Origin of the sequence: Candidatus Electronema sp. JM (assembly GCF_048287415.1) — a bacterium.
GTDB lineage: Bacteria > Desulfobacterota > Desulfobulbia > Desulfobulbales > Desulfobulbaceae > Electronema.
This window is the reverse complement of record NZ_JBLWEN010000050.1, coordinates 1-19,284: the sequence shown is the minus strand read 5'-3', so window position 1 is coordinate 19,284 and position 19,284 is coordinate 1. Positions and strand designations below refer to the sequence as shown.

General features: G+C 55.9%; 19 protein-coding genes and 2 pseudogenes. 11 read left to right on the top strand and 10 right to left on the bottom strand.

The genetic code is table 11. The annotated features are described in order from the left end of the window. The 4 genes and pseudogenes from ACNKH6_RS11025 to ACNKH6_RS11010 all read left to right on the top strand — a co-directional run. A pseudogene (locus tag ACNKH6_RS11025) lies at positions 1 to 103 on the top strand (IS5/IS1182 family transposase); the annotation flags it as partial. 23 nt (positions 104 to 126) lie between these two features. Continuing rightward, positions 127 to 732 (top strand): hypothetical protein, encoded by a 606-nt coding sequence (locus tag ACNKH6_RS11020; protein ID WP_417915611.1) that lies wholly within the window; start codon positions 127 to 129, stop codon positions 730 to 732. Positions 733 to 764: 32 nt separating this feature from the next. Then, the gene (locus tag ACNKH6_RS11015) at positions 765 to 1,610 is read left to right on the top strand and encodes an Rpn family recombination-promoting nuclease/putative transposase (protein WP_417915610.1); all 846 of its coding nucleotides are present in this window, start codon (positions 765 to 767) and stop codon (positions 1,608 to 1,610) included. Continuing rightward, a complete protein-coding gene (locus ACNKH6_RS11010; RefSeq protein WP_417915609.1) occupies positions 1,607 to 2,764 on the top strand; it encodes a sigma-54-dependent transcriptional regulator in 1,158 nt (385 codons plus the stop codon). Before ACNKH6_RS11015 ends, ACNKH6_RS11010 begins: the two co-directional genes overlap by 4 nt. A gap of 16 nt (positions 2,765 to 2,780) precedes the next feature. On the opposite strand, the gene ACNKH6_RS11005 is transcribed toward ACNKH6_RS11010, so the two are convergent. The 3 genes and pseudogenes from ACNKH6_RS11005 to ACNKH6_RS10995 form a co-directional block, all read right to left on the bottom strand. Further along, positions 2,781 to 3,041, bottom strand: a complete 261-nt coding sequence (locus ACNKH6_RS11005) for a Txe/YoeB family addiction module toxin (protein ID WP_417915613.1) — start codon at positions 3,039 to 3,041, stop codon at positions 2,781 to 2,783. Then, a complete protein-coding gene (locus tag ACNKH6_RS11000; RefSeq protein ID WP_417915612.1) occupies positions 3,041 to 3,247 on the bottom strand; it encodes a type II toxin-antitoxin system Phd/YefM family antitoxin in 207 nt (68 codons plus the stop codon). Before ACNKH6_RS11000 ends, ACNKH6_RS11005 begins: the two co-directional genes overlap by 1 nt. Next, positions 3,235 to 3,598, bottom strand: a pseudogene (locus ACNKH6_RS10995) (hypothetical protein). The gene ACNKH6_RS11000 and the pseudogene ACNKH6_RS10995 overlap by 13 nt, the downstream one beginning before the upstream one ends. Before the next feature lie 84 nt (positions 3,599 to 3,682). Between ACNKH6_RS10995 and ACNKH6_RS10990 the strand changes: the two are divergent. Then, positions 3,683 to 3,859, top strand: coding sequence for a S24 family peptidase (locus ACNKH6_RS10990; protein WP_417915608.1), 177 nt, complete (start codon positions 3,683 to 3,685; stop codon positions 3,857 to 3,859). Positions 3,860 to 4,478: 619 nt separating this feature from the next. On the opposite strand, the gene ACNKH6_RS10985 is transcribed toward ACNKH6_RS10990, so the two are convergent. Continuing rightward, a complete protein-coding gene (locus ACNKH6_RS10985; protein WP_417915607.1) occupies positions 4,479 to 4,925 on the bottom strand; it encodes a VanZ family protein in 447 nt (148 codons plus the stop codon). A gap of 113 nt (positions 4,926 to 5,038) precedes the next feature. Between ACNKH6_RS10985 and glgX the strand changes: the two genes are divergently transcribed. From glgX to ACNKH6_RS10970, 3 genes are all read left to right on the top strand, one after another. Continuing rightward, positions 5,039 to 7,183: a glycogen debranching protein GlgX gene (gene glgX, locus ACNKH6_RS10980; RefSeq protein WP_417915606.1), complete on the top strand. Its 2,145-nt coding sequence runs from the start codon at positions 5,039 to 5,041 to the stop codon at positions 7,181 to 7,183. A gap of 92 nt (positions 7,184 to 7,275) precedes the next feature. Beyond that, a complete protein-coding gene (locus ACNKH6_RS10975) occupies positions 7,276 to 8,352 on the top strand; it encodes an MBL fold metallo-hydrolase (RefSeq protein ID WP_417915605.1) in 1,077 nt (358 codons plus the stop codon). 9 nt (positions 8,353 to 8,361) lie between these two features. Further along, the gene (locus ACNKH6_RS10970; RefSeq protein WP_417915604.1) at positions 8,362 to 9,072 is read left to right on the top strand and encodes a response regulator; all 711 of its coding nucleotides are present in this window, start codon (positions 8,362 to 8,364) and stop codon (positions 9,070 to 9,072) included. 6 nt (positions 9,073 to 9,078) lie between these two features. Here the strand turns inward: ACNKH6_RS10970 and ACNKH6_RS10965 are convergent, their stop codons facing one another. Genes ACNKH6_RS10965 through ACNKH6_RS10945 form a run of 5 tightly spaced genes read right to left on the bottom strand, consistent with a single transcriptional unit; the run spans position 9,079 to position 15,857 of the window. Then, positions 9,079 to 9,714, bottom strand: a complete 636-nt coding sequence (locus ACNKH6_RS10965) for a response regulator (RefSeq protein ID WP_417915603.1) — start codon at positions 9,712 to 9,714, stop codon at positions 9,079 to 9,081. Further along, a complete protein-coding gene (locus ACNKH6_RS10960) occupies positions 9,702 to 12,305 on the bottom strand; it encodes a PAS domain S-box protein (RefSeq protein ID WP_417915602.1) in 2,604 nt (867 codons plus the stop codon). Before ACNKH6_RS10960 ends, ACNKH6_RS10965 begins: the two co-directional genes overlap by 13 nt. Then, the gene (locus ACNKH6_RS10955) at positions 12,298 to 12,801 is read right to left on the bottom strand and encodes a response regulator (RefSeq protein ID WP_417915601.1); all 504 of its coding nucleotides are present in this window, start codon (positions 12,799 to 12,801) and stop codon (positions 12,298 to 12,300) included. Before ACNKH6_RS10955 ends, ACNKH6_RS10960 begins: the two co-directional genes overlap by 8 nt. Continuing rightward, positions 12,785 to 14,629 (bottom strand): sensor histidine kinase, encoded by a 1,845-nt coding sequence (locus ACNKH6_RS10950; protein ID WP_417915600.1) that lies wholly within the window; start codon positions 14,627 to 14,629, stop codon positions 12,785 to 12,787. The genes ACNKH6_RS10955 and ACNKH6_RS10950 overlap by 17 nt, the downstream gene beginning before the upstream one ends. Further along, positions 14,610 to 15,857, bottom strand: coding sequence for an ABC transporter substrate-binding protein (locus ACNKH6_RS10945; protein ID WP_417915599.1), 1,248 nt, complete (start codon positions 15,855 to 15,857; stop codon positions 14,610 to 14,612). The genes ACNKH6_RS10950 and ACNKH6_RS10945 overlap by 20 nt, the downstream gene beginning before the upstream one ends. 216 nt (positions 15,858 to 16,073) lie before the next feature. On the opposite strand from ACNKH6_RS10945, the gene ACNKH6_RS10940 reads away from it, so the two are divergent. Further along, complete coding sequence (locus ACNKH6_RS10940; protein WP_417915598.1) at positions 16,074 to 17,489, top strand: substrate-binding domain-containing protein; 1,416 nt, start codon at positions 16,074 to 16,076, stop codon at positions 17,487 to 17,489. Between the two features lie 40 nt (positions 17,490 to 17,529). Next, entirely contained in the window at positions 17,530 to 17,742 is a 213-nt protein-coding gene (locus ACNKH6_RS10935; RefSeq protein WP_417915597.1) for a hypothetical protein, read from the top strand. 6 nt (positions 17,743 to 17,748) lie between these two features. On the opposite strand, the gene ACNKH6_RS10930 is transcribed toward ACNKH6_RS10935, so the two are convergent. Next, entirely contained in the window at positions 17,749 to 18,618 is an 870-nt protein-coding gene (locus ACNKH6_RS10930) for a type I restriction enzyme HsdR N-terminal domain-containing protein (RefSeq protein ID WP_417915596.1), read from the bottom strand. Between the two features lies 1 nt (position 18,619). On the opposite strand from ACNKH6_RS10930, the gene ACNKH6_RS10925 reads away from it, so the two are divergent. Then, complete coding sequence (locus ACNKH6_RS10925) at positions 18,620 to 18,865, top strand: hypothetical protein (RefSeq protein WP_417915614.1); 246 nt, start codon at positions 18,620 to 18,622, stop codon at positions 18,863 to 18,865. Positions 18,866 to 19,284 lie beyond the last annotated feature (419 nt).

Sequence of the window (19,284 nt, the reverse complement as noted above, 5' to 3'; positions counted from 1 at the left end):
CCGTATTCTTCGAGAGAAATACAGAAACAGGAGGAAAAGGTTCGGTCTCAGATTCAATCTTATTGCCGCCTGCTGCAATCTTGCAATTAGATTATCAAGTTAGAACTTATGCAAGAGGTCTCCTGTATGTCCTCGTGCGCCGTGCTCATTCAGAGCTTTCTGCCGCCGTCAGTCATGCCCCGTTTCTTGGTCAAGCGGCATAAGCAGATCAAGGCGGGTCTCTGCTGGCGCACCGGCGCAGTGCTGCACGATCAGGCCAGCGGCACCGAGGCTGTGGTGAAAGCGGATATGGAGGCCCGGCGCATCTATCTCTGGGTCAATGGCTCGCGCCGCAAGGAGTTCCTCAGCTTCCTTTGGTTCACGCTGCGGGAGATCAACAACAGCTTTGAGAAGCTGGCCGTCAGCGAGCGGATCCCGATGCCGGATGACAAGGATGTCACCGCTGATTACCAAACCTTGCTCGACTGCGTGCAGGATGGTATTGATCGTTATAGACCTGATGGAGCCAAGCGGGCGTACAACGTCAAGGAGCTGCTGGGCTTGGTGGAGCCAAGCAAGGAAGATGAGCAGCTTGAACTGCTGCGGATGATCAAAGAACAGTTTGATGAGAAGGATGCCGCAGATGAGGCCGCCGTCAATCTGTTCGAGCTGAAGCCGAACATAGGCGGGATAGGCGTGAACCTGAACGAGCTGTTTGCGAGAATATTTGCTGCAAGGAAGCGGAGGGCGTAGGCATTTGAACCTAAGCAGTCAGGAGGAAAACCATGTGTCGAATTAATCCGAGGGTGGACTTCGCGTTCAAGAAGCTCTTTGGCAGTGAGGAGAACAAAGACCTGCTGATGGGCCTGATCAACGCCATTGTCGCTGAGGAGGATCAGGCAGCCGACATTGAGCTGAAAAATCCATACAGCCTGCCTGCCTATCAGGCGGGCAAGATGTCGGTCTTGGACATCCGGGCGGTGGACAAGGCGGGCCGCTGGTACAACATCGAGATGCAGGTCAGCGAAGACCTGCACTTCGACAAGCGCGCCCTGTACTACTGGGCCAAACTGGTCGCGGAGCAGCTTGGCGAAGGCATGATATACCGGCAGCTCAAGAAGACTGTCAGCATCAACATCCTTGACTTCAACTTCACCCCCTCTGAAACGGAGTTCCACAACCTCTACAAGATCACGAACGTCACTACTGGCGAAGATGACCGGCTCCACGACATCTTCGAGCTGCACTACATTGAGCTGCGCAAGTTCAGGAAGGAGTACAGCGAGCTTGTCCGACCGCTTGACCGCTGGCTGGCCTTTCTGACCAGAGCGCACGAGCTGACTAATGGCAAAGTGCCAGAGCCGCTCTCCTCAGACCGGCTGATCCTCAAGGCGGTCGAGGCGGTGGACAGGATGTTCAACGAGGAGGAGCGAGCAGTCTATCAGCTAAGGATGCAGACCTTGGCCGATGCGGCATCGGTTATTGCCTCGGCTGAAGAGAAAGGGCTGAAGCAAGGTATCGAACAGGCGAAGATTGAGCTGGCCCGAAAGCTGCTGGATGTGCTTGACGATGCCACCATCGCCGCCAAGACCGGATTGGCGCAGTCCTTCATCGCCGGGATGCGCCGGTGAACATCCTCATCATCGATGACGAGACCAACATCCGCAAGACCTTGGCCCTCTGCTTGGAGGCCGACGGCCACCGGGTGACTGCGGTTGCCAGCAGCAAGGACGCGCAGGCCGAGGCAGGCCGTCAGGTCTTTGACCTTGCCTTTGTTGACCTGCGCCTCGGCACCGAGAGCGGCCTTGATCTCATCCCCGCCCTGCTGGGCATTGCGCCGTGGCTCAAGCTGGTGGTCATCACCGCCTACGCCTCTGTTGACACCGCGGTGGAGGCGATGCGGCGTGGTGCTGCCGACTACCTGGCCAAGCCCTTCACGCCCGGCCAGGTGCGCCTTGTCACGGAGCGGGCCGCTGCCCTGCGGCGCATGGAGCAGCGCATCAACAGCTGGAGCCGCCGCGCCAAAGCACCTTTCGCCACCATCTCCTGCCCCTCTCTGAGCGCGGATCTGCTTGAAAGCGAGCTGTTCGGTCATGCGCAAGGGGCCTTCACCGGCACCCTGCGCGATCAGCCGGGCCGGGCTGCGGCCTGCGAGGGCGGCACGCTCTTTCTTGATGAGATCGGCGAGCTGCCGCCAGCCCTTCAGCCTAAGCTGCTCCGTTTTATTCAGGAACGAGAATATGAGCGCGTGAGCGACCCCCGCACCCGCCGGGCCGATGTGCGCATCCTCGCGGCCACCAATGCTGATCTGGACAAGGCGGTGCGGGAGGGCCGCTTCCGCGAGGACTTGTACTACCGCCTCAACGTCATCCCGATTGACCTGCCCCCGCTCTGCGAGCGGCCCGACGACGTGGAGGCCATCGCCGAGGAGCTGCTCCGCTTCTTCGGGGCGCAGAACCGCAAGCTCTTCACCGGCTTCAGTCCTGCCGCGCTGCACGCTTTGCGTCAGCATTCCTGGCCAGGCAATCTCCGCGAGCTGCGCAACGCGGTGGAGCGCGCCGCCATCCTTTGTCCTGCCCAAGAGGTTGGCCCGGAACACCTGCCTGCCTCAGTCGCGCCCCGGCCTGCCCAGCTTCAGCTTGGCGACCGCGCCAGCCTCAAGGCGGTGGAGGAGCAGCACATCCGCCGGGTGATCGCCGCCTGCCGCACCCTTCAGGAGGCCGCCGACGTGCTCGGCATAGATCAGGCCACGCTTTGGCATAAGCGGAAGGTGTACGGGATATGAGCAGTAAGCGGTGCAGTCACTCGTAATGCGTCCACAGACGGATGACCTTGACGGTCTTCTCCGCGTCCAAGACTTGATAGACCAGACGGTGCTGCACATTGATCCGGCGGGAGCAGGCTCCGGCTAAGTCGCCGATGAGCTTCTCAAAAGGCGGCGGGTTTTGACAGGGATTACGCCGCAGGATGTCCAGCAGCGCCTCGGCCTTGGCTTTCAGCCCGGAAGCAGACAGCTTCTTGGCATCCTTCAAGGCCTGCTTGGTATAGACGATTTCCCACATCACCAATCAATTTGCCTGCTGCATTCCTCGACAGGGGTATGCAGCCCTTCCCTGACAGATTCTCTCATGCCGGGAATGGAGAGCAGATAGAGCGTTTCTTGCACGGCTTGCCAACCTTCTTCTGAGAGCAAGACCGCGTTGCCCTGTCTGCCGGTGATGAGCACGGGCTGATGCGAGCTTGCAGTTTCAGCGATCAGGCGAGGCAGCCCAGTTTCTCAAACCGGGTGAAGATGCGGCGGAATCCCTTCAGTCTTCTAAGTATAAACTCGATTTTATTATATTTTCTACGAAATTGCCGACAGACTGCCGACCATTTTTTTAATGCCCCGGTTCCGTCAAGATGAACTTTTATGACTGTGCAGCCGTGCGAAAACCCGGTCAAGCGCGCCGTTTTTACTCCAGCGGCTTATGCGGGTGAACATGCTGTGCCAATTGACGAAATTGCTTGTAAATCCTCTCTATTTGCATCCATGTTCAAGAATATAAAGTATTTAGTTCAACATTGTGAGGTTGTAAAATGTGATATTTCCTCTCTGACGCGGAAATGTGTCGGATATTTTTTTCGTAGTGCTGCTGTGTTATTTTCATAGGCCAACAATAACAGAAAATTATTAATTGGGCAAGTAGTGTTAGCAGGCTCTATGACATCGGCAGGCAATTCGATGGAGGCAACTATCTATAATGGGGAAACAGCGATGATCGATACTGGTCGAACTTCTGCTCATGAAGGAGGGGTATTCGTTATCCGCATGGACAACAATGTCATGATCAAACGGGTATCATTGCGACTAGGAGATAAAATAAAAAATATCAGATAATAAGGAATACGAGTCCTATGAGGTAAGCTGGATGAATATCCAGATAATGGCGCAAGTGGTCTGGATATTCAGGTCGTTGATCAACTGACCTGATGGAACCGTTCGCGCTTCAATTTCGCACTAAAGTTTGTTATCCGAAGAGGGTAACTTGTTTAGTGCTGAAATTAAAGGAAAAAAATAAGTGCGAAATATGATAATTGGTTTTAGACACATTTCGCACTTCAGGGACGCAAGTGCGAAATCAGTAGGAACTGAATGGAGATGGATACAGGCAGAGTTAAGCAGGTTTTTTAGATGTAAAAACAACAACAAGCTGCTTTGATAGGCAGGCTCAACAGGCAGGGCACTGCACTTTCTGTTGCAAATCGTTTCGTTTATAGCAAAACCAGCTATTCAAGCTGAAAAGCCTTGTTTTTTAGGGTAATTGATTTGCACATGCTTTTTCTGTATTCACTCATCATCACAAGCTGTTACAATCTTCCTCAAGCAGCTTCCCCGAAAAATCCACGTGCAATTCATTTACCCCTCCACAAAGGTTTGTTTTTACGTGATTACAACAAAGTTCGGCGAAAATTTCCAGCGCAGGAATCAAGCGTATCACTACGCCTTGAGGACTACCCTAAAAACGACGAGCCGGAACGGCGGTCAGCTCAGGCCGGGGGTGAAGCAGCTGCTCCGCCCAGACAGAGAACCACGTGAAGAGCAGGATGCCTGCGCTGTTGGCAAGGATGTCCAGCAGTTCGAAGCTCCGGGACGGAATGAAGCACTGGCCCAGCTCCTCGGCCAGCGTGAAGCAGAAGACGAGCAGGCTGCCGAGATAGAAGCCTGTTCCGAGCCGCCGGAAGTTCAAGGCCGCGTTGATTGAGAGCGTGAACGGGCCGAAGAGGAGAAAATGCCCCAGTTTGTCGCCGCCGGTCAGCTGGTCGCTGATGGTGAAGACCACGCGGAACATGCTTTTTGTATGAGCACCGGTATCAACCAAATACACAATCCAGAGAACGCAGGCGGAAAAAATCGCGGCGGCGGTGATGACAAGGCTTCGAACGAGGACAGTTTGGCGGTTCATTTCTTCTGGCTCCTTGCCGGATGGACGGATTCGGCTTTGGGAAAAGGCTGCCGGTGGTGTAGGATGCAGCTACGGAGAATCCAAGAATACGCAATCAAGTCCAGCCCGTCAATATGAAAATAGAATTCCCCATCTCTCAAGGCAGCCCGCAACCTTTAGGCGCGACGGTCACGCCCAAGGGCATCAACTTCGCCCTTTTCTCGCGGCACGCTGAGGCAGCCTCTTTGGTGCTCGGACTGAAAGACGACCATGACGCAGCCCGTTTCGAGATATTCCTTGACCCCAAGCTGCATAAGACCGGCGACATCTGGCATGTCCTGATCGACAAGCTGCCGCCGGGCATCCGCTACGGCTGGCGGCTATCCGGGCCGCATCAGCCGGAGAGCAGCGGCTTGGCCTACGACGACAGCCTGATTTTACTGGACCCTTATGCTAAAGAGCTGCGCTCGCCGCGCTGGGGACAGCCGCGCAATCCGGCGGGCAGCCAAACGCTCTGTCTGATACCCGACGAGGGCTACGACTGGGAGGGCGACCGCCCCCTGAACACCCCGATCCAAGACACGGTGATCTACGAGCTGCACGTGCGCGGCTTCACCGTGCATGAGTCATCGCAGTGCCGCTTTCCCGGCAGCTTCCGAGGCATCATTGAGAAGATACCCTACTTGCAGGAGCTGGGCATCACAGCGGTGGAATTGATGCCGGTGACGGAATTTGACGAGACAGACTGCGTCTTCCATAATCCAAGCACGGGCGAGCAGTTGAAAAACTACTGGGGCTACAGCCCGCTCTCCTTCTTCGCGCCCAAGGCCGCCTATTCCAGCGACAGCAGCCACCCGCTGCGCGAGTTCCGCGACATGGTCAAGGCCCTGCACCGCGCCGGGATCGAGGTCATCCTCGACATTGTGTACAATCACACTGCCGAGGGCGGCTGGGACGGCCCGACTTCTTCCTTCCGGGGCATTGACAACCCGATCTACTACTTGCTTGACCCGTGGACGCGGGCCTACCTCAACTTCTCCGGCTGCGGCAACACCTGCAACTGCAACCATCCCATCGTCCGCAGCCTGATCATGGACGCGCTGCGCTGGTGGGTGATTGACATGCACGTGGACGGCTTTCGCTTCGACCTCGCCTCGATATTAGGCCGCGACCAGCAGGGACACGTTCTCAGCAATCCGCCGGTGGTGGAGATGATCGCCGAAGACCCGGTGCTGGCCGACACCAAGATTATTGCTGAGGCTTGGGATGCTGCGGGCCTGTATCAGGTCGGCAACTTCTCTGATCATCACCGCTGGGCCGAGTGGAACGGCAAATTCCGCGATGATGTCCGCCGCTTCATGAACGGCACGCCAGGCCTGAGCGGTGCGCTCGCCACGCGCATCGCAGGCAGCTCAGACCTCTACCAGCACAATGGCCGTCGCCCCTGCAACTCGATCAACTTCATCACCAGCCACGACGGCTTCACCTTAGCGGATTTGGTCAGCTACAATGAAAAGCATAACTTGGCCAACGGCGAGGAGAACCGCGACGGCGACAATCACAGCCTGAGCTGGAACTCCGGCTGCGAGGGACCGACGGACGACCCGCTTATTCAGCAGCTCCGTCTGCGACGAATCAAGAGCATGGCCGTGATCCTGCTCCTCTCGCAGGGCGTGCCGATGCTCGTGGCAGGGGACGAGTTCGGTCGGACGCAGCAGGGCAACAACAACGCGTGGTGCCAGGACAGCGAAATAAGCTGGCTCGACTGGCGGCTGGCGGAGAAGAATAAAGGCCAGCTCCGCTTCTTCCAAAAATTGATCCGCCTCCGCCGCGACCACGCCATCTTCCGCCGCGCCGAGTTCTTCGAGATCAGCAGCCCGGACAGGCCGCCCTCGTCGCAGGAGATCATCTGGCACGGCAAAGAGCCGGGGCGGCCCGACTGGTCGTCCGGGAGCCGCACGTTAGCCTTCCTCCTCAAAGACCTTGTGCCGGATGACGGCACCGATGCGAATTTTTTTGTCATGCTCAACGGCCAGACCGATGAGGCGGTCTTCTTCACCGTGCCGGACAGCGGCAGGCCGCATTCTGTTTGGAGGAAAATCATCGACACCGCCTTGCGCTCCCCGGCAGATTTCACGGAACTTGCCACGGCGAAACAGGTGGCGATCGGCAGTCAGGTCAGCGTCGCGCCGATGGGCTGCGTGGTGCTGCAAACAGAAGTGCTCCCAGAAGCGAACAGCAAGCTGCGGAAAACACTGAAACAGCGGAAGGCGGGTTGAGAAGGCTTGTCAAATGCGATAAGATGAAAGCAGAATAGAAGAACTAAGCAGCATTTTTTCAACATTCTGCTGAAATCATGGACAACAAGCCGATGAAACCTGTTGAGCTGCGCGAGAACGTCTGGTGGCTGGCCAACCGTTCCGAATCCTTGCTGGAGGTGAATATTTATCTCCTCTGCTATCCGCACGACAAGGGGCAGGCCAACCTCATCATTGATCCCGGCCCGCCAGAGCTGCTGACCTGCCTGCAAAAAGCGGCGGCACCGATCATCGGCGGCTTGGACAAGGTTCACGGCATCCTGATCAATCATCAAGACCCGGACGTTGCCCCCAACTCAGCCTATATCCAGAAGCTCAACCCGCAGTGCATGGTGGTGGCCTCAGAGGACACTTGGCGGCTGATCCACTTTTTCGGCCTGAAAGCCAGCCGCTTCAAGGCGGTGGAAAGCTACCGCCATCACCGGGCGATCATGCCCGGCGGCTGCCGTCTGATCTTTGTGCCCTCGCCGTTCTGTCATTTCCGAGGGGCGATGATGTATTATGATGAGCGCAGCCGCATCCTGTTCTCCGGCGATCTCTTCGGCGGTTTGTCCTACACCGCTGATCTTTATGCCGACGAATCTTCATGGGAAGGCATCAAAACCTTTCATCAGCTCTACATGCCTTCGCGGGATGCCCTGAAATTGGCGGTGTCCCGCATCCGCAATCTTGATCCGCCGCCGGAAATGATTGCGCCGCAGCATGGCTCAATCATCCGGGGCGGACTGATCAAAACCTTTTTGGACCGGATGTACAATCTTGATGTGGGCTTGGACCTGCTGATCGCCGGGGAGAAAGAAGAAAATTATCTCGGCGCAGTCAATGAAATTCTCGCCGAGCTGGAGCGGGAGGAATCGTCCGACGCGCTGGCCAAGGGCATCAGTGCCCTCAACCGCGACAAATCTTTCACCAGCGTCATGACCTTTGCCAACTGCCGCGTGACTGGCTTCAAAGTGGATCCTCCGGCGGCAGTCAAAACGCTGCTCGACCATCTCCGCACTTACGGCGGCATCGGGCTGGAGAGCTTGGTTAATTTGGTCGCCCTGAAAATTTTGATCAGCCGCAATATCCCGGTGAGCGACATCCTGCCGCCGTCGGAAGGGCAGGAATTGCCGGATTATTTTGAATAACTTGGGGCCATGAACCGCAAAAACATTCTGATTGTTGACCCGGACAAGGACTTCATGCTGGAGCTGCGCGAGGCCCTGCTGCCGTACAGCGGCACCTATCAGACCGCCTTTGCCGCCAGCGTCGCCAAAGCAAATGAAATTCTCAGCCGTTTCACTGTGCATTTGGCATTGGCCAATGTCCAGCTTGCCGGCGAAAGCGGCATTGAGCTGCTCCTGCATGTCCGCCGCTGGCATCCTGACACCCATGTGGTGCTCTACAGCAACGGCCTGACAGAAGAACTGAAACGCTCGGCCTACCACAGCGGCGCGGCGGCAGTCATCGAGTATCCGTTTAAAATAGAAGACTTACTTCGGATGCTGACCACCATTTTTTCCCGTGAGTCTGGCAGCGCGTTTTTTGAATCGGTGCATCTCGCCGATCTGCTCCAGCTCATCGGCATGGGGCATCATTCCGCTGACGTGGTGGTTTCCGCTGGCGGCCTGCGCGGCATCATCCGCATCCGCAAGGGCAATCTGCTTGAGGCAGAGGCAGGAGAACGGCGCGGCGTGGAGGCAGTGGCGGAAATGCTTTCGTGGAACAGCCCGTCCATCCGCACCTGCCGGGCCGCCTCCAGCATCGTCGGCAGCGGCAAGGCCGTGCCCCTGCATGATGTGCTGATGCAGGCTGTTGCCCGGTTGGACGAACATAACGCCCCGAAACTCCTGCACCCAAAACGCTGAACCGCCTCAGCTGGGCGGCGCGGCCTCCTCCTCTGATGGTTTTTCTTTAGCGGCCAGCTCCAGAAAGCTGTCCATTTCCTTCTTGTAGCAGTCCGGGCAGAGGCCGTGGCTGAACATGGCCTGCGAATGCTGGCTGATGTAGTCCTCCACCTGCTGCCAATAGCCTTTGTCGTTGCGGATTTGCTTGCAGTAGGAGCAGATCGGCAGAATGCCGGTCAGCGTTTTGATTTCCGCCAAGGCCTGCTCCAGCTCACGCTCGCGTTTGCGGAGCATGATATGCGTCTTGATTCTGGCCAGCACCTCCACCTGCTGAAACGGCTTGGTGATGTAATCCACCCCGCCTGCATTGAAGCCCGCCACTTTGTCCTCAACGCTGTCCAGCGCGGTCATGAACACCACTGGCACCGCCGCCAGCCGCTGATCGCTTTTAATCCGGCGGCAGGTCTCAAAGCCGTCAATATCCGGCATCATCACATCCAGAAGAATCAAATCTGGGCAGACTTTGCTGAGGATATTCAGTGCCCGCCCGCCGCTGTCAGCAATATAAATCTGAAAGTTGTGCGCTTGGAGGAAGGAGAGCAGCACCTTCAAGTTGGCCGGCTGATCATCAACAACCAAGATAGCGTCTTTCATAGAGTGCATGATGCCTCCTTCCGAGTTCCAGAAATAAGTTGCAGCAGGGCCTCAAACTGAAAATCCTCAGCCAGCTCCTGCACCCGGCGGGCAAAGACCCGGTATCTGCCCGCCTCCAGCACAGCAAGTTCCGCAGTTTTTTCGGTAAGTCCCTGAATCTCGCCGATCTCGGCCAGCCACGCCAGCTCGTGCAGCAGCTCTGGGGGCGGCGGAATCAGCTCTTCCTCATGTTCTTCCTCGCCGTGCTGCTCGCTGTAGATCAGCCTGATCCCGATCTGCGCCGCCATAATTTCCAGCAGCTCGTTGGCGGAAAAAGGTTTGTGGATATAGTCCACAAAGCCCTGCGTCAGGCAGCGCTGGCGGAAAATCTCGCCCTCAGCAATGGAGGCGGTGACAGCGATCACCGGAATATGGCGGAACTCTGGCTGCTCCTTGAGCAGGGAGGCGGCTGAGAATCCGTCAACCTTCGGCATCCGCAGATCCATCAGGATGATGTCCGGGCGGAACAGGGCGCAGGCATCAGGGACCTCAATGCCGTCTGTCGCCTCCTGCACCTTGAAGCCAATCGGCTCCAAGGTGTCGCGCAGCACCGCCCGGTTGGACAGCTTGTCATCCACGACCAGCACTCGGCGCGGCTCGGCGCTGCCGCGCTGGCAGACATAGCCGGTCACTTTCCGCTGCGGCGGCGCAGTCGTGGCCCGATGATTGGAAAGCGGCACCTCAATGCTGAAGAAGAAACGGCTGCCTTGCCCTTCGCCGCCTTTGGGCTGGCTGTTCAGCGGACTGAGCAGCCGCAGCTCGCCGCCCATCAGCCGCACCAGCTCCCGGCTGATCGCCAGACCAAGGCCGGTGCCCTCGCGGTGCTGGAGGCGTTCGCCGACCTGAAGGAAGGGTTCAAACACCAGCTTCTGATCTTCGGCGGAAATGCCTGCGCCGCTGTCCTCAACAGCGATATTCAGCCGCACCCGGCCCGGCCCGGCAGACTCCGTCCGCACCTGCAAAGCGCACCAGCCGGAGCTGGTGAATTTTACCGCATTCGAGAGCAAATTCAAAATCACTTGCCGCAGGCGCAATTCGTCGGCAATGACCACCGCAGGCAGTTGCTCATCGAATTCATCACGAAAATCCAGTCCTTTGTCTCTGGCGCGAAGCTGAATGATGTCACGGATGCCTTTCAAAAACGGGGCAAGGCAGAATTCAGTCTCAATCAGCTCCAGCTTGCCCGACTCAATCCGCGAAATATCAAGGATGTCGTTGATCAACAAAAGGAGATGCTCGCCCGCTTGATGAATGGTGCTGATGCCGCTCTTCTGGCGTTGGGTGAGACTTTCGTCGCCGAGAAAAATTTGCGTGTACCCCAGAATGGCATTGAGCGGGGTGCGCAGCTCATGGCTCATGCTGGAGAGAAAAACCGACTTCGCTTTGCTGGCGGCCTCAGCCTTCTGCGCTGCCTCATGCCGTTCGGTGATGTCATGACCGATGCCCATCACTGCCGCCACCCGGCCTTCTTCGTCAAAAAGCGGCACCTTGATCACCTCCAGCAGCACCTCTCGACCGTCAGAAGCAAAGGTCACCCATTCTTCCCACATCTGCGGCTTGCCAGAATTGATCGTCTGCAGATCACCATCGCGGCAGACATCGGCATGTTCCTTGGCCATAAAGTCATAATCTGTTTTGCCGATAATTTCTGTTTCAGGTGCGCCAAGGCATTCCTCAACGCGAGGATTGCAGGCCAGATAAACTCCCTCTTTATCTTTCATCCAGAGAAGATCAGGAATAGTTTCGATAATCAGGCGATTGAGCCGCTGCACCTGCTGCAGTTCTCTTTCAGCATTTTTTTTCTCTGTAATATCTATCCATGTGGAGTTGGTACGGACAATCTCTCCGCTTTCATCCAGCATTGCCGAAGCATTGAGCAGCACATCTATTGCGCTGCCATCCCGCCGCACCATCTGGAGTTCTGCATTGCTGATGCTGCCGGTGGTAAGAAAATCGGCAAAGATTCGATTGTATTTCTCCCAGCAGCTTGGGTGATAAAAGGCGTAAATCTCTTTGCCAAGAGCCTCGTCCCTGCTCCAGCCGAGCTTGTCGGCAAAGGTCTGATTGCAGTTTAAGAGGATGCGGGTCTCTGCGTCAGTCGCGCCAAGCATGTTGGGCGAGCTGTGATAGAGGTCTTTATACGCCTCTTTGCTGCGGATCAGCTCTTTCCGCAGTCGCCAGCGGTCACGGTTGAAATGAATGACCCGTTCCAGCAGGGCATCATTCAGCTCGGATTTCGGCAGGCAGTCGTCCGCGCCCTTGCTGATGATGTCAAGAATCGTGCGCCGGTCATCCAACGAGGTGAGGACAATGGCCGGACAGAAAACCGCCAGCTCACTCAGCCGCTCCATCGTCTCTTTGATGCCGCTGTCTTTGAGGGAAAGATCAATGAAGAGCAGATCAAACGGCGCGGCGCGGAGCTGCTCAAATCCGCCGCGCAAGGTCTCCTCGCGGATCACCTCAGCACCGGCGTAGGCGGTCAGCGACAGGTTGGCCAAAAAAAGCTCGGCGTGGTCGTCAGTGTCCTCAATCAGGAGGATGCGGGGATTTTGTTCAGACATTGCCTTTGCACGGCTCCAGAAGAAGGCGGTGGTGCTCGTCCAGCTCCCAATATTGCAGCATTTCGCTGATTACCTCGCCGTATTTGTCTGCCTCCATCGGCTTGACAATGTAGCTGTTGGCATGACAGCTCAGAGCGCGCTCAATGTCTTTGCCGGAATTGGAGGTGGAAAAAATCACCACCGGAATCTTGGCCAGCCTGCTGCTCCGCTTCATTTTCGCCAGCACTTCATGGCCGTCATATTTAGGCAGCTTGAGGTCCAGCAGCACCAACCACGGCAGCGACTGGCCTGCCGCCTCGCTCTGTTCAATATAGGCCATCGCCTGTGCGCCGTCGCGCAGGCGGCAGACTTTCAGCTCCGGGCGGCAGTCTTTAATATAGAATTCAGTCAGCTCGGCATGATCGTCGTTGTCTTCGACCAGCAGCAAATTTTTCTCCTCCTTGCACATGACTGATTCCTCCTCCGTCTGATTTTGGGCATCAAGAGCGGGGTTCATGTTCCTCCTGCGCCATCTTGGGAAACGTGAGATGAAACACCGCCCCGCCGTCTTCACCTGCTTCGGCCCGGATGTCGCCGCCGTGGAATTTCATGATCTTTTTGGCCACAGCCAGCCCGATGCCGGTACCTTCTATATTGACATCCAGCCGGTAAAAAAGCCCGAAGATTTTTTCCCGGTATTCCTCCGGGATACCCGGCCCGTTGTCGGCGCAGCGGATGTGCTGCCATTGGCCATCCTCAAAAGAGCTGATCCGCAGGCGGCTGCCCTCGGTGTCGTTGCGGGCATATTTCAGGGCGTTGGAAAGAATGTTTTCAAATACTTGCAGCGTCCGGCTTTCGTTGACGAAGACTGTCGGCAGGCCGGAATCAACCGTGAGTTTGAAGCCTGCGGCGGCAAGCCGTTCGCTCTGGTTGCGGCTGAAGTCAGCGAGCAACATGTTCAAATCAAGCGGCTTTTTGTCCATGTCAATCCGCCCGACCCGGCTCAGTTCGAGCAGGTCGTTGATGAGCTGGCTCATCCGCTGATTAGCTTTGACCACCTTGTCGAGCATTCCCACCGCCTGCTCGGCCTTGCCCTGCGCGGTCAGCTTGCGGATGATGCCGATAAAGCCCATGCTGGTGACGATCGGTGATTTCAGATCGTGCGAGACCGTATAAACAAACTGCTCTAATTCATCATTAGAACGTTCCAGCTCCTGTTTGCTGGCCCGCAGCTCAATGTTTTTTTCCTTAAACGAGGCCGCAGCGCTGGTCAGCGCGCCCAGCTCATCTGGGAGCTGATAGGCAGGAATCTCAGCATCTGCCGAACCTGCGGCCAGCAGCTGAAAGGTTTCAGTCAGGCGTTTGAGCGGAATAGTGATGCTCCTGGTGATGATGTAGGAGAACAGGGCAAGAAAAAGAAGGAGAAAACTAGTCCAAATCAAAAGCAGCAGCAGTCTGGAGCTGATGTGCTCAAAGGCCTCGGCCTTGATCCGCTCGGTCTCGCTCACCATCAGCTCAGAGAGTTTTTTCGACTGATAAATGGTCTCATACGCTTGCGCGGCCATGACCACATTGACTAAATACAAATAGCCCCGCGTCCGCTGCACAGCCTCCAAGAAGGTGGTCTCGTAGCGGTTCAGCACCTCTTCCAGCTCCGCTGCCCCAGTCTTGCCGCTGAACCGGTTGAGCATGACGCGGGTGTCATGGATGCTGACCGCTGCCGCCTTGACAAAGCTGCTGTCCAAGGTGTCAAAATACCGGTAGGCATTTTTCTCTATCTGAAGCAAGGCGTTGAGCATCCTCGCACATTCCAGCATCTTGCTCTCGCCTTCCTGGCGGGCCAGCTCCTCAATGAGCTGCTGCGCCCGAGTCGCGTGGATGCGGAATTCGCTCCGCACCAGCCGGTCCTGCATCTGCCGCTGCCGCCGCACCTCTTTGAAGGCTTCATGATAGGCTTCCAAGTGCTTCTGGGCCTGATCGATGATCATGTCCGCTCCGGCCTCGTGCAGACCTTCCTGCCGCTGGCCAATGCCGCGCAGCATTTTTTCGTAAATCGCCTTGACCTGCCCTTCCGCCGAACTGTGCCCTTCGTAAATATAGATCAAGGCTTCCCGCTGCATCTCCGCCATCTGGGCGGCGAAAACCATGTTGTCCGCCGTCTGGCTGCTGAAGAGGAGAATTTTGCGGAAGTCCGCCGCCAGCCGGCCAAAAGCCCCATAGGAGAGCAATGCGATGACAAAGGCCACTGCGCCGGTGACGGCATAGCCGAGGGAAATGCGCTTTTTCAGGCCGGCAGAGCGCATCAGCCAGTCAGTCAAGATGCCGCTACGCCAGAACAAATTCATTCCACCTGGTCAGCGTGTATTCGTAGGTGTCCATCACGGTGTTCCAGACCGCGATGTTCTCAAAGCGTTTCACATACGAGCCGCCGGTGCGGACGCTGCCTTCTTCCACGGATATTTTGCCGTCGGTGCCTTCCAAGGGCAGCGCGGCAGGCAGGCCTTCGTACCAGTAGTCCCATTCCGCCTTGGACATGAAGTTCCGCGACCGCTCCGGGTTGGAGATGTAATAGCCCTGCCGGGCGATGAACGCGCCGGGCCAGCCGGACAGCCACCAGTTCATGAAGGCGTAGGCTGCCTCTTCACGCTCGCCGGTGCAGGCGCGGGACAGGCACATCACGCCGTGCCAGGCGCGGTAGCCTTCCTTGGGCGCGGCATAAATGCAAGGAATGCCCTCGCCGTTGAGCGCGCTCACGCCGGGCGAGAACATGCTTTCAATCGCCACCTCGCCGGAGGCCATCAAATCAACCGAATGCGGCACTGAGGTCCAGACTCCGCGAAAATGTCCTTCCCGCTTCAGAGCAATGACGATTTCAAAGAGCTTGTCCACCTCCTCGCGGCTCATATTGCCCATGTCGTTGAACGACATCAGCCCGGCGGCCTGCACAGCCAAGGCCAAGTCAAACAAGCCGATTTCTGGAGAATTAACGATCGCGACTTGGCCGCGCCAGCGTTCATCAAGCAGCCAGGCCCAGCTTTCGGTCTCATAGGGCACACCTAAAGGGACAATGCGCGAATTATAGCCAAAGGAGTCAACGTTATGCACATAGGGCAGAAAACTGATCCGCTGCGTCGGCTCGCAGTCCAGCTTGTCGTCCGGCTGGACGAAGAGGAGATTGCAGGGCGCGTCGCCCAGTCCCTGCCTGGCGTTCGCAGAGATGCGTCCAGTTTTGCTCAGGCTGTTGATTTCATGCCAATAGGTCAGCCGATTGACATCTATCGCCTGAATGGTTTTGGCCTGCCAGAGCACCTTGATGCTGTTGGACCACTGCTCATAGAGATCAAAAGATGTTGGATCGGTGGAAGCCTTGAGCAGCACCTCCGCGTCGCCGCCAGGATAAAATTCAATCTCAATGCCCAAGTCGCGCTCGGCTCGCTGGCGGATTGGCTCCAGCAGCGTGACATGCGTGCCCATAACCTTGATTTTTGGCCGTTTCTTACCCTGAGCCAGCCGGGGAAAAGCGGCGGCGGCCAACGCTGCGCTGCCCTGTTTGAGAAATGTGCGGCGGTTCATGAAGTTCCAGCGGAAAGGCGGTTCAGAAAAACTGCGGACAGTTATTATCTACCTGAATTTTGAGGCAGACGCAAGGGCTGGCTGAGGAAATCCTTTCCTCACCAAATTTTTACCATTCTGTAACAGCGCGTGAATCTTCTGGAGGTACAACTCATCACAGGACGTAACCATCGGGAGCGAGAAGCAATCCCGCACATTTTTCAAGGAGAACACCGTATGAAGCACGCCGGAACAGCGCGGCTGTTTGCGCTGCTCACCCTCTTCGCTGTCGTCTTTGGCGCGGAGAGCAGTTTTTCCCAGCCGGAACAAAGCCGGGAGACGATTTTGCGCCTGCATGGTTCCAACACCATCGGGGCGAAACTTGCGCCGGATTTGGCGCAGGCCTTTTTGCGGCAGCTTGGGGCTGATTCAGTCAAGCAAATCGAGCTGGTCAAGGACACGGAAACCGATGTCGAGGGCTATTTTTCCGCCCGCAAGCAGAGCAAGGTTATTGAAATTCGGGCGCACGGTTCAGCCACCGCCTTCAAAGGGCTGAAGGAACAACGCTGCGACATTGGCATGGCCTCGCGGAAAATCAACGAAAACGAGTTGAACGAGCTGGCCTTTCTCGGCGACATGAGCAGCAGCGCCTGCGAGCATGTCTTGGCCTTGGACGGCGTGGCGGTGATTGTCAATCCCGCCAATGCCGCAGTGACCAAACTGAGTTTTCCGCAGCTTGCCGATCTGTTTTCGGGCAATATCAAAAACTGGTCTGAATTGAGCTGGAGCAGCGGCCAGGTCACTCTTCATGCGCGGGACGAAAACTCCGGCACGCACGACACCTTCAAGCAGCTCATCCTTACTGGCAAGAAGCTGGATGAATCGGCCAAACGCTGGGATGCAAATGAGCAGCTTGCTGATGCAGTGGCCGCTGATGCTCATGCTGTCGGCTATTGCGCCCTGCCGAATGTGAAAAGCAACAAGGCTCTTGCGATTTCCGACGGCGGCCCGGCAGTGCGCCCGACGGTGTTCACGGTCGCCGCTGAGGATTATCCGGTCAGCCGCCGCCTGCATCTCTACAGCCCTGCCCGCCCGGAGAACAAATGCACCAAAGATTTCATCGAATTCGCCTTGAGCAAAGAAGGACAGGCACTGGTCAAGAAGCACAAGTTTGTTGATTTGACCATCACCGCCGAGCAACGCAAACTTGAGGCTGCTCCGGGAAACATCCAGAATCACAAAGTGCTGTTCAATTACTTGACCAGCGTGGGGGGTGCGAAACGGCTGTCGGCCAGCTTCCGTTTCAAAGGAGAAAGTTTTGAGCTGGACAGCCGGGCGGTGCGTGATGTCGAGCGGCTGGCAGAGTTTTTAGCCGAGAACCAACCCACGGACATTGTTTTGGCAGGCTTTTCCGCCAGTGCAGGCGATGCGCCAGAATATGAGAAAATTCAGGGCATCGCCGACAGCAGCGCAAGCTATGCCAAAAATCTGGAACTGTCCTGCAAGCGGGCGGAAGCGGTCAAAAAGGCTCTGAACTCGCGAGGCATCAACGTGCAGGAAATTCTCTGTGTCGGCAGCGAGATGCCGATTGCTTCCAACCACACTGAAGCAGGCCGGGCCAAAAATCGCCGCGTGGAAGTCTGGCTGCGGTGAAGAAGTCACCCTTGCCTGAAAAACACTGGAGGAGGATAACATGACGAACGAAAGCAGCTTGGAGCGGGCCTTGGAGAAAGCAGCCAAAATCATCTGCACGTTGAAATTAGGCTGCTGTCCTGTGCAGGAGAAGAATTTTTCCGGCTGTCCGAGCGAATGCCATGAGAATATTCTGCCGTGGCAGTGCTGGCTTGTCTATCTGCGCGGCAGCGTCAGCCCGCAGCAGACCTCGGATATTTTGCTGCAAAGCTGAATCAAGTTATAACTGCAACACATCCTTCTCAAGGATAATCCTCAACTCTTCGTTTGTGACTTTGTAGCCCGTCCGCTTGATGAGTGTGGTGCGAATTTTTGACAGCACTTCCTCGTCAAGCAGGACGTTGATGATATTTTCGGTGCTCAGGGCACGAATCTTTTCCCAACGCTGCTCCAGCAGATTCTTGCGGGACATGCCTTCTTTGGAGATCAGATAGAAGAACTCCGCTTCTTCTCTGTCCAATCCGTCCAGCAGGTCAATGGTAAAGACCAAATCATGCTGTATCCGTTCTCCTGTGGAGATGCGATAGAGCTGCCAGACCAAAGCATTGGTCAAAACTACCCATTTGATCCCAGCATATGCGCCATAAGCGGCAGCTTGGAAGATTTGATTTTCTTTCAATGCCCTGCCAATTCGTTTGGCTTCAATGACGATTACGTCCTCTCCTTTGATGGAGAGGACGTAATCCGCCCGGCGGCTTTCTATTTTCTGCTCTGTTTTAATATCAGATATTTCATAGCCGAGAACGAACTGGAGAATGGAATTCAGCAGCATCCGGGTATCGCTTTCGTTTCCTTTTCTTTCAAAAGAATCAAGCAGCAGCGGAAGAATTTTATTCACTTCCGCAGTGATGGCATCAAACCGCTCGCTGAGAATTTCTTGCGATGACCGCCGCTTGCGTTCGCCTTTTTCCTCATTCTCTTTGGCTTCAGGCTCATCGGCAAGGACAAAAGTGACTTCTTTTGGTGGCTCAATATATTCAGCGATTTTAAAGACCGTGTTGCACCGCTTACAACGGGCTTTCTGCCCAATCATCTCCGGCTTGATGTTGTACATTTGCTTGCATTCAAGATTGGCGCAGATCGTTTTCATATTGATCACCTATTTTTTGGTGAAATTTCTTGTTATTGCGATGCTTGGCGGACTGACGGAACAGCTCCGCAACATGCGAAAGATGCTGCCAGAAGAAGGCAATATAATTGTAAAACCGAGCGGCTGCAAGCAACAACTTGCCCTTTTATATGAGCAGCGCATTGCCGCAGAAAATCCAAAAACGCCGCACCTTCGGCATCATCAGCCACCCGGATTTTTATCGTTCTGCATACAGCTAATTCGATGATTCCATACGAAAATCCAATATGAAATTCAGTCCGGCATTCATGCCAATACATCAACGTCATAAGGAGCTGATCAGCCCGGCTGAGCTTTGGCGGACGGCCAAAGTCTCTTATTTTTCTTTTATTTCTTCCAGCATGATATCGAAAATATCACGCGGAACGCCAACTGCTCTCTTGAAATCCGCGGCACTGAGGATGCATACGTTTTCGTTTCTCATAGCTTCTTTTATCAAGAAGTTATGACTTACGCAAGAAGTCTGCTGAACTGGCTGTCAGGGCTTTTCTCCGCATAGAGTACCGTTGCTTTGTCAAAGGAATTTCTTGGGTTGAGGCAAAGACTTCCATCATCCGCAACGCTGTTCGGGCCTATTTGGCGAAACCCATTTATACGCTTGATCACATCAACCTTTATGCAACTGCG

What these genes read in the sequence shown, in the direction of transcription:
- ACNKH6_RS11020 (WP_417915611.1), top strand. Translation starts at nt 127, where the DNA reads ATGTCCTCGTGCGCCGTGCTCATTCAGAGCTTTCTGCCGCCGTCAGTC.
- ACNKH6_RS11015 (WP_417915610.1), top strand. Translation starts at nt 765, where the DNA reads ATGTGTCGAATTAATCCGAGGGTGGACTTCGCGTTCAAGAAGCTCTTT.
- ACNKH6_RS11005 (WP_417915613.1), bottom strand. Translation starts at nt 3,041, where the DNA reads ATGTGGGAAATCGTCTATACCAAGCAGGCCTTGAAGGATGCCAAGAAG.
- ACNKH6_RS10990 (WP_417915608.1), top strand. Translation starts at nt 3,683, where the DNA reads ATGACATCGGCAGGCAATTCGATGGAGGCAACTATCTATAATGGGGAA.
- ACNKH6_RS10985 (WP_417915607.1), bottom strand. Translation starts at nt 4,925, where the DNA reads ATGAACCGCCAAACTGTCCTCGTTCGAAGCCTTGTCATCACCGCCGCC.
- glgX (WP_417915606.1), top strand. Translation starts at nt 5,039, where the DNA reads ATGAAAATAGAATTCCCCATCTCTCAAGGCAGCCCGCAACCTTTAGGC.
- ACNKH6_RS10975 (WP_417915605.1), top strand. Translation starts at nt 7,276, where the DNA reads ATGAAACCTGTTGAGCTGCGCGAGAACGTCTGGTGGCTGGCCAACCGT.
- ACNKH6_RS10970 (WP_417915604.1), top strand. Translation starts at nt 8,362, where the DNA reads ATGAACCGCAAAAACATTCTGATTGTTGACCCGGACAAGGACTTCATG.
- ACNKH6_RS10965 (WP_417915603.1), bottom strand. Translation starts at nt 9,714, where the DNA reads ATGCACTCTATGAAAGACGCTATCTTGGTTGTTGATGATCAGCCGGCC.
- ACNKH6_RS10960 (WP_417915602.1), bottom strand. Translation starts at nt 12,305, where the DNA reads ATGTCTGAACAAAATCCCCGCATCCTCCTGATTGAGGACACTGACGAC.
- ACNKH6_RS10955 (WP_417915601.1), bottom strand. Translation starts at nt 12,801, where the DNA reads ATGAACCCCGCTCTTGATGCCCAAAATCAGACGGAGGAGGAATCAGTC.
- ACNKH6_RS10950 (WP_417915600.1), bottom strand. Translation starts at nt 14,629, where the DNA reads ATGAATTTGTTCTGGCGTAGCGGCATCTTGACTGACTGGCTGATGCGC.
- ACNKH6_RS10945 (WP_417915599.1), bottom strand. Translation starts at nt 15,857, where the DNA reads ATGAACCGCCGCACATTTCTCAAACAGGGCAGCGCAGCGTTGGCCGCC.
- ACNKH6_RS10940 (WP_417915598.1), top strand. Translation starts at nt 16,074, where the DNA reads ATGAAGCACGCCGGAACAGCGCGGCTGTTTGCGCTGCTCACCCTCTTC.
- ACNKH6_RS10935 (WP_417915597.1), top strand. Translation starts at nt 17,530, where the DNA reads ATGACGAACGAAAGCAGCTTGGAGCGGGCCTTGGAGAAAGCAGCCAAA.
- ACNKH6_RS10930 (WP_417915596.1), bottom strand. Translation starts at nt 18,618, where the DNA reads ATGAAAACGATCTGCGCCAATCTTGAATGCAAGCAAATGTACAACATC.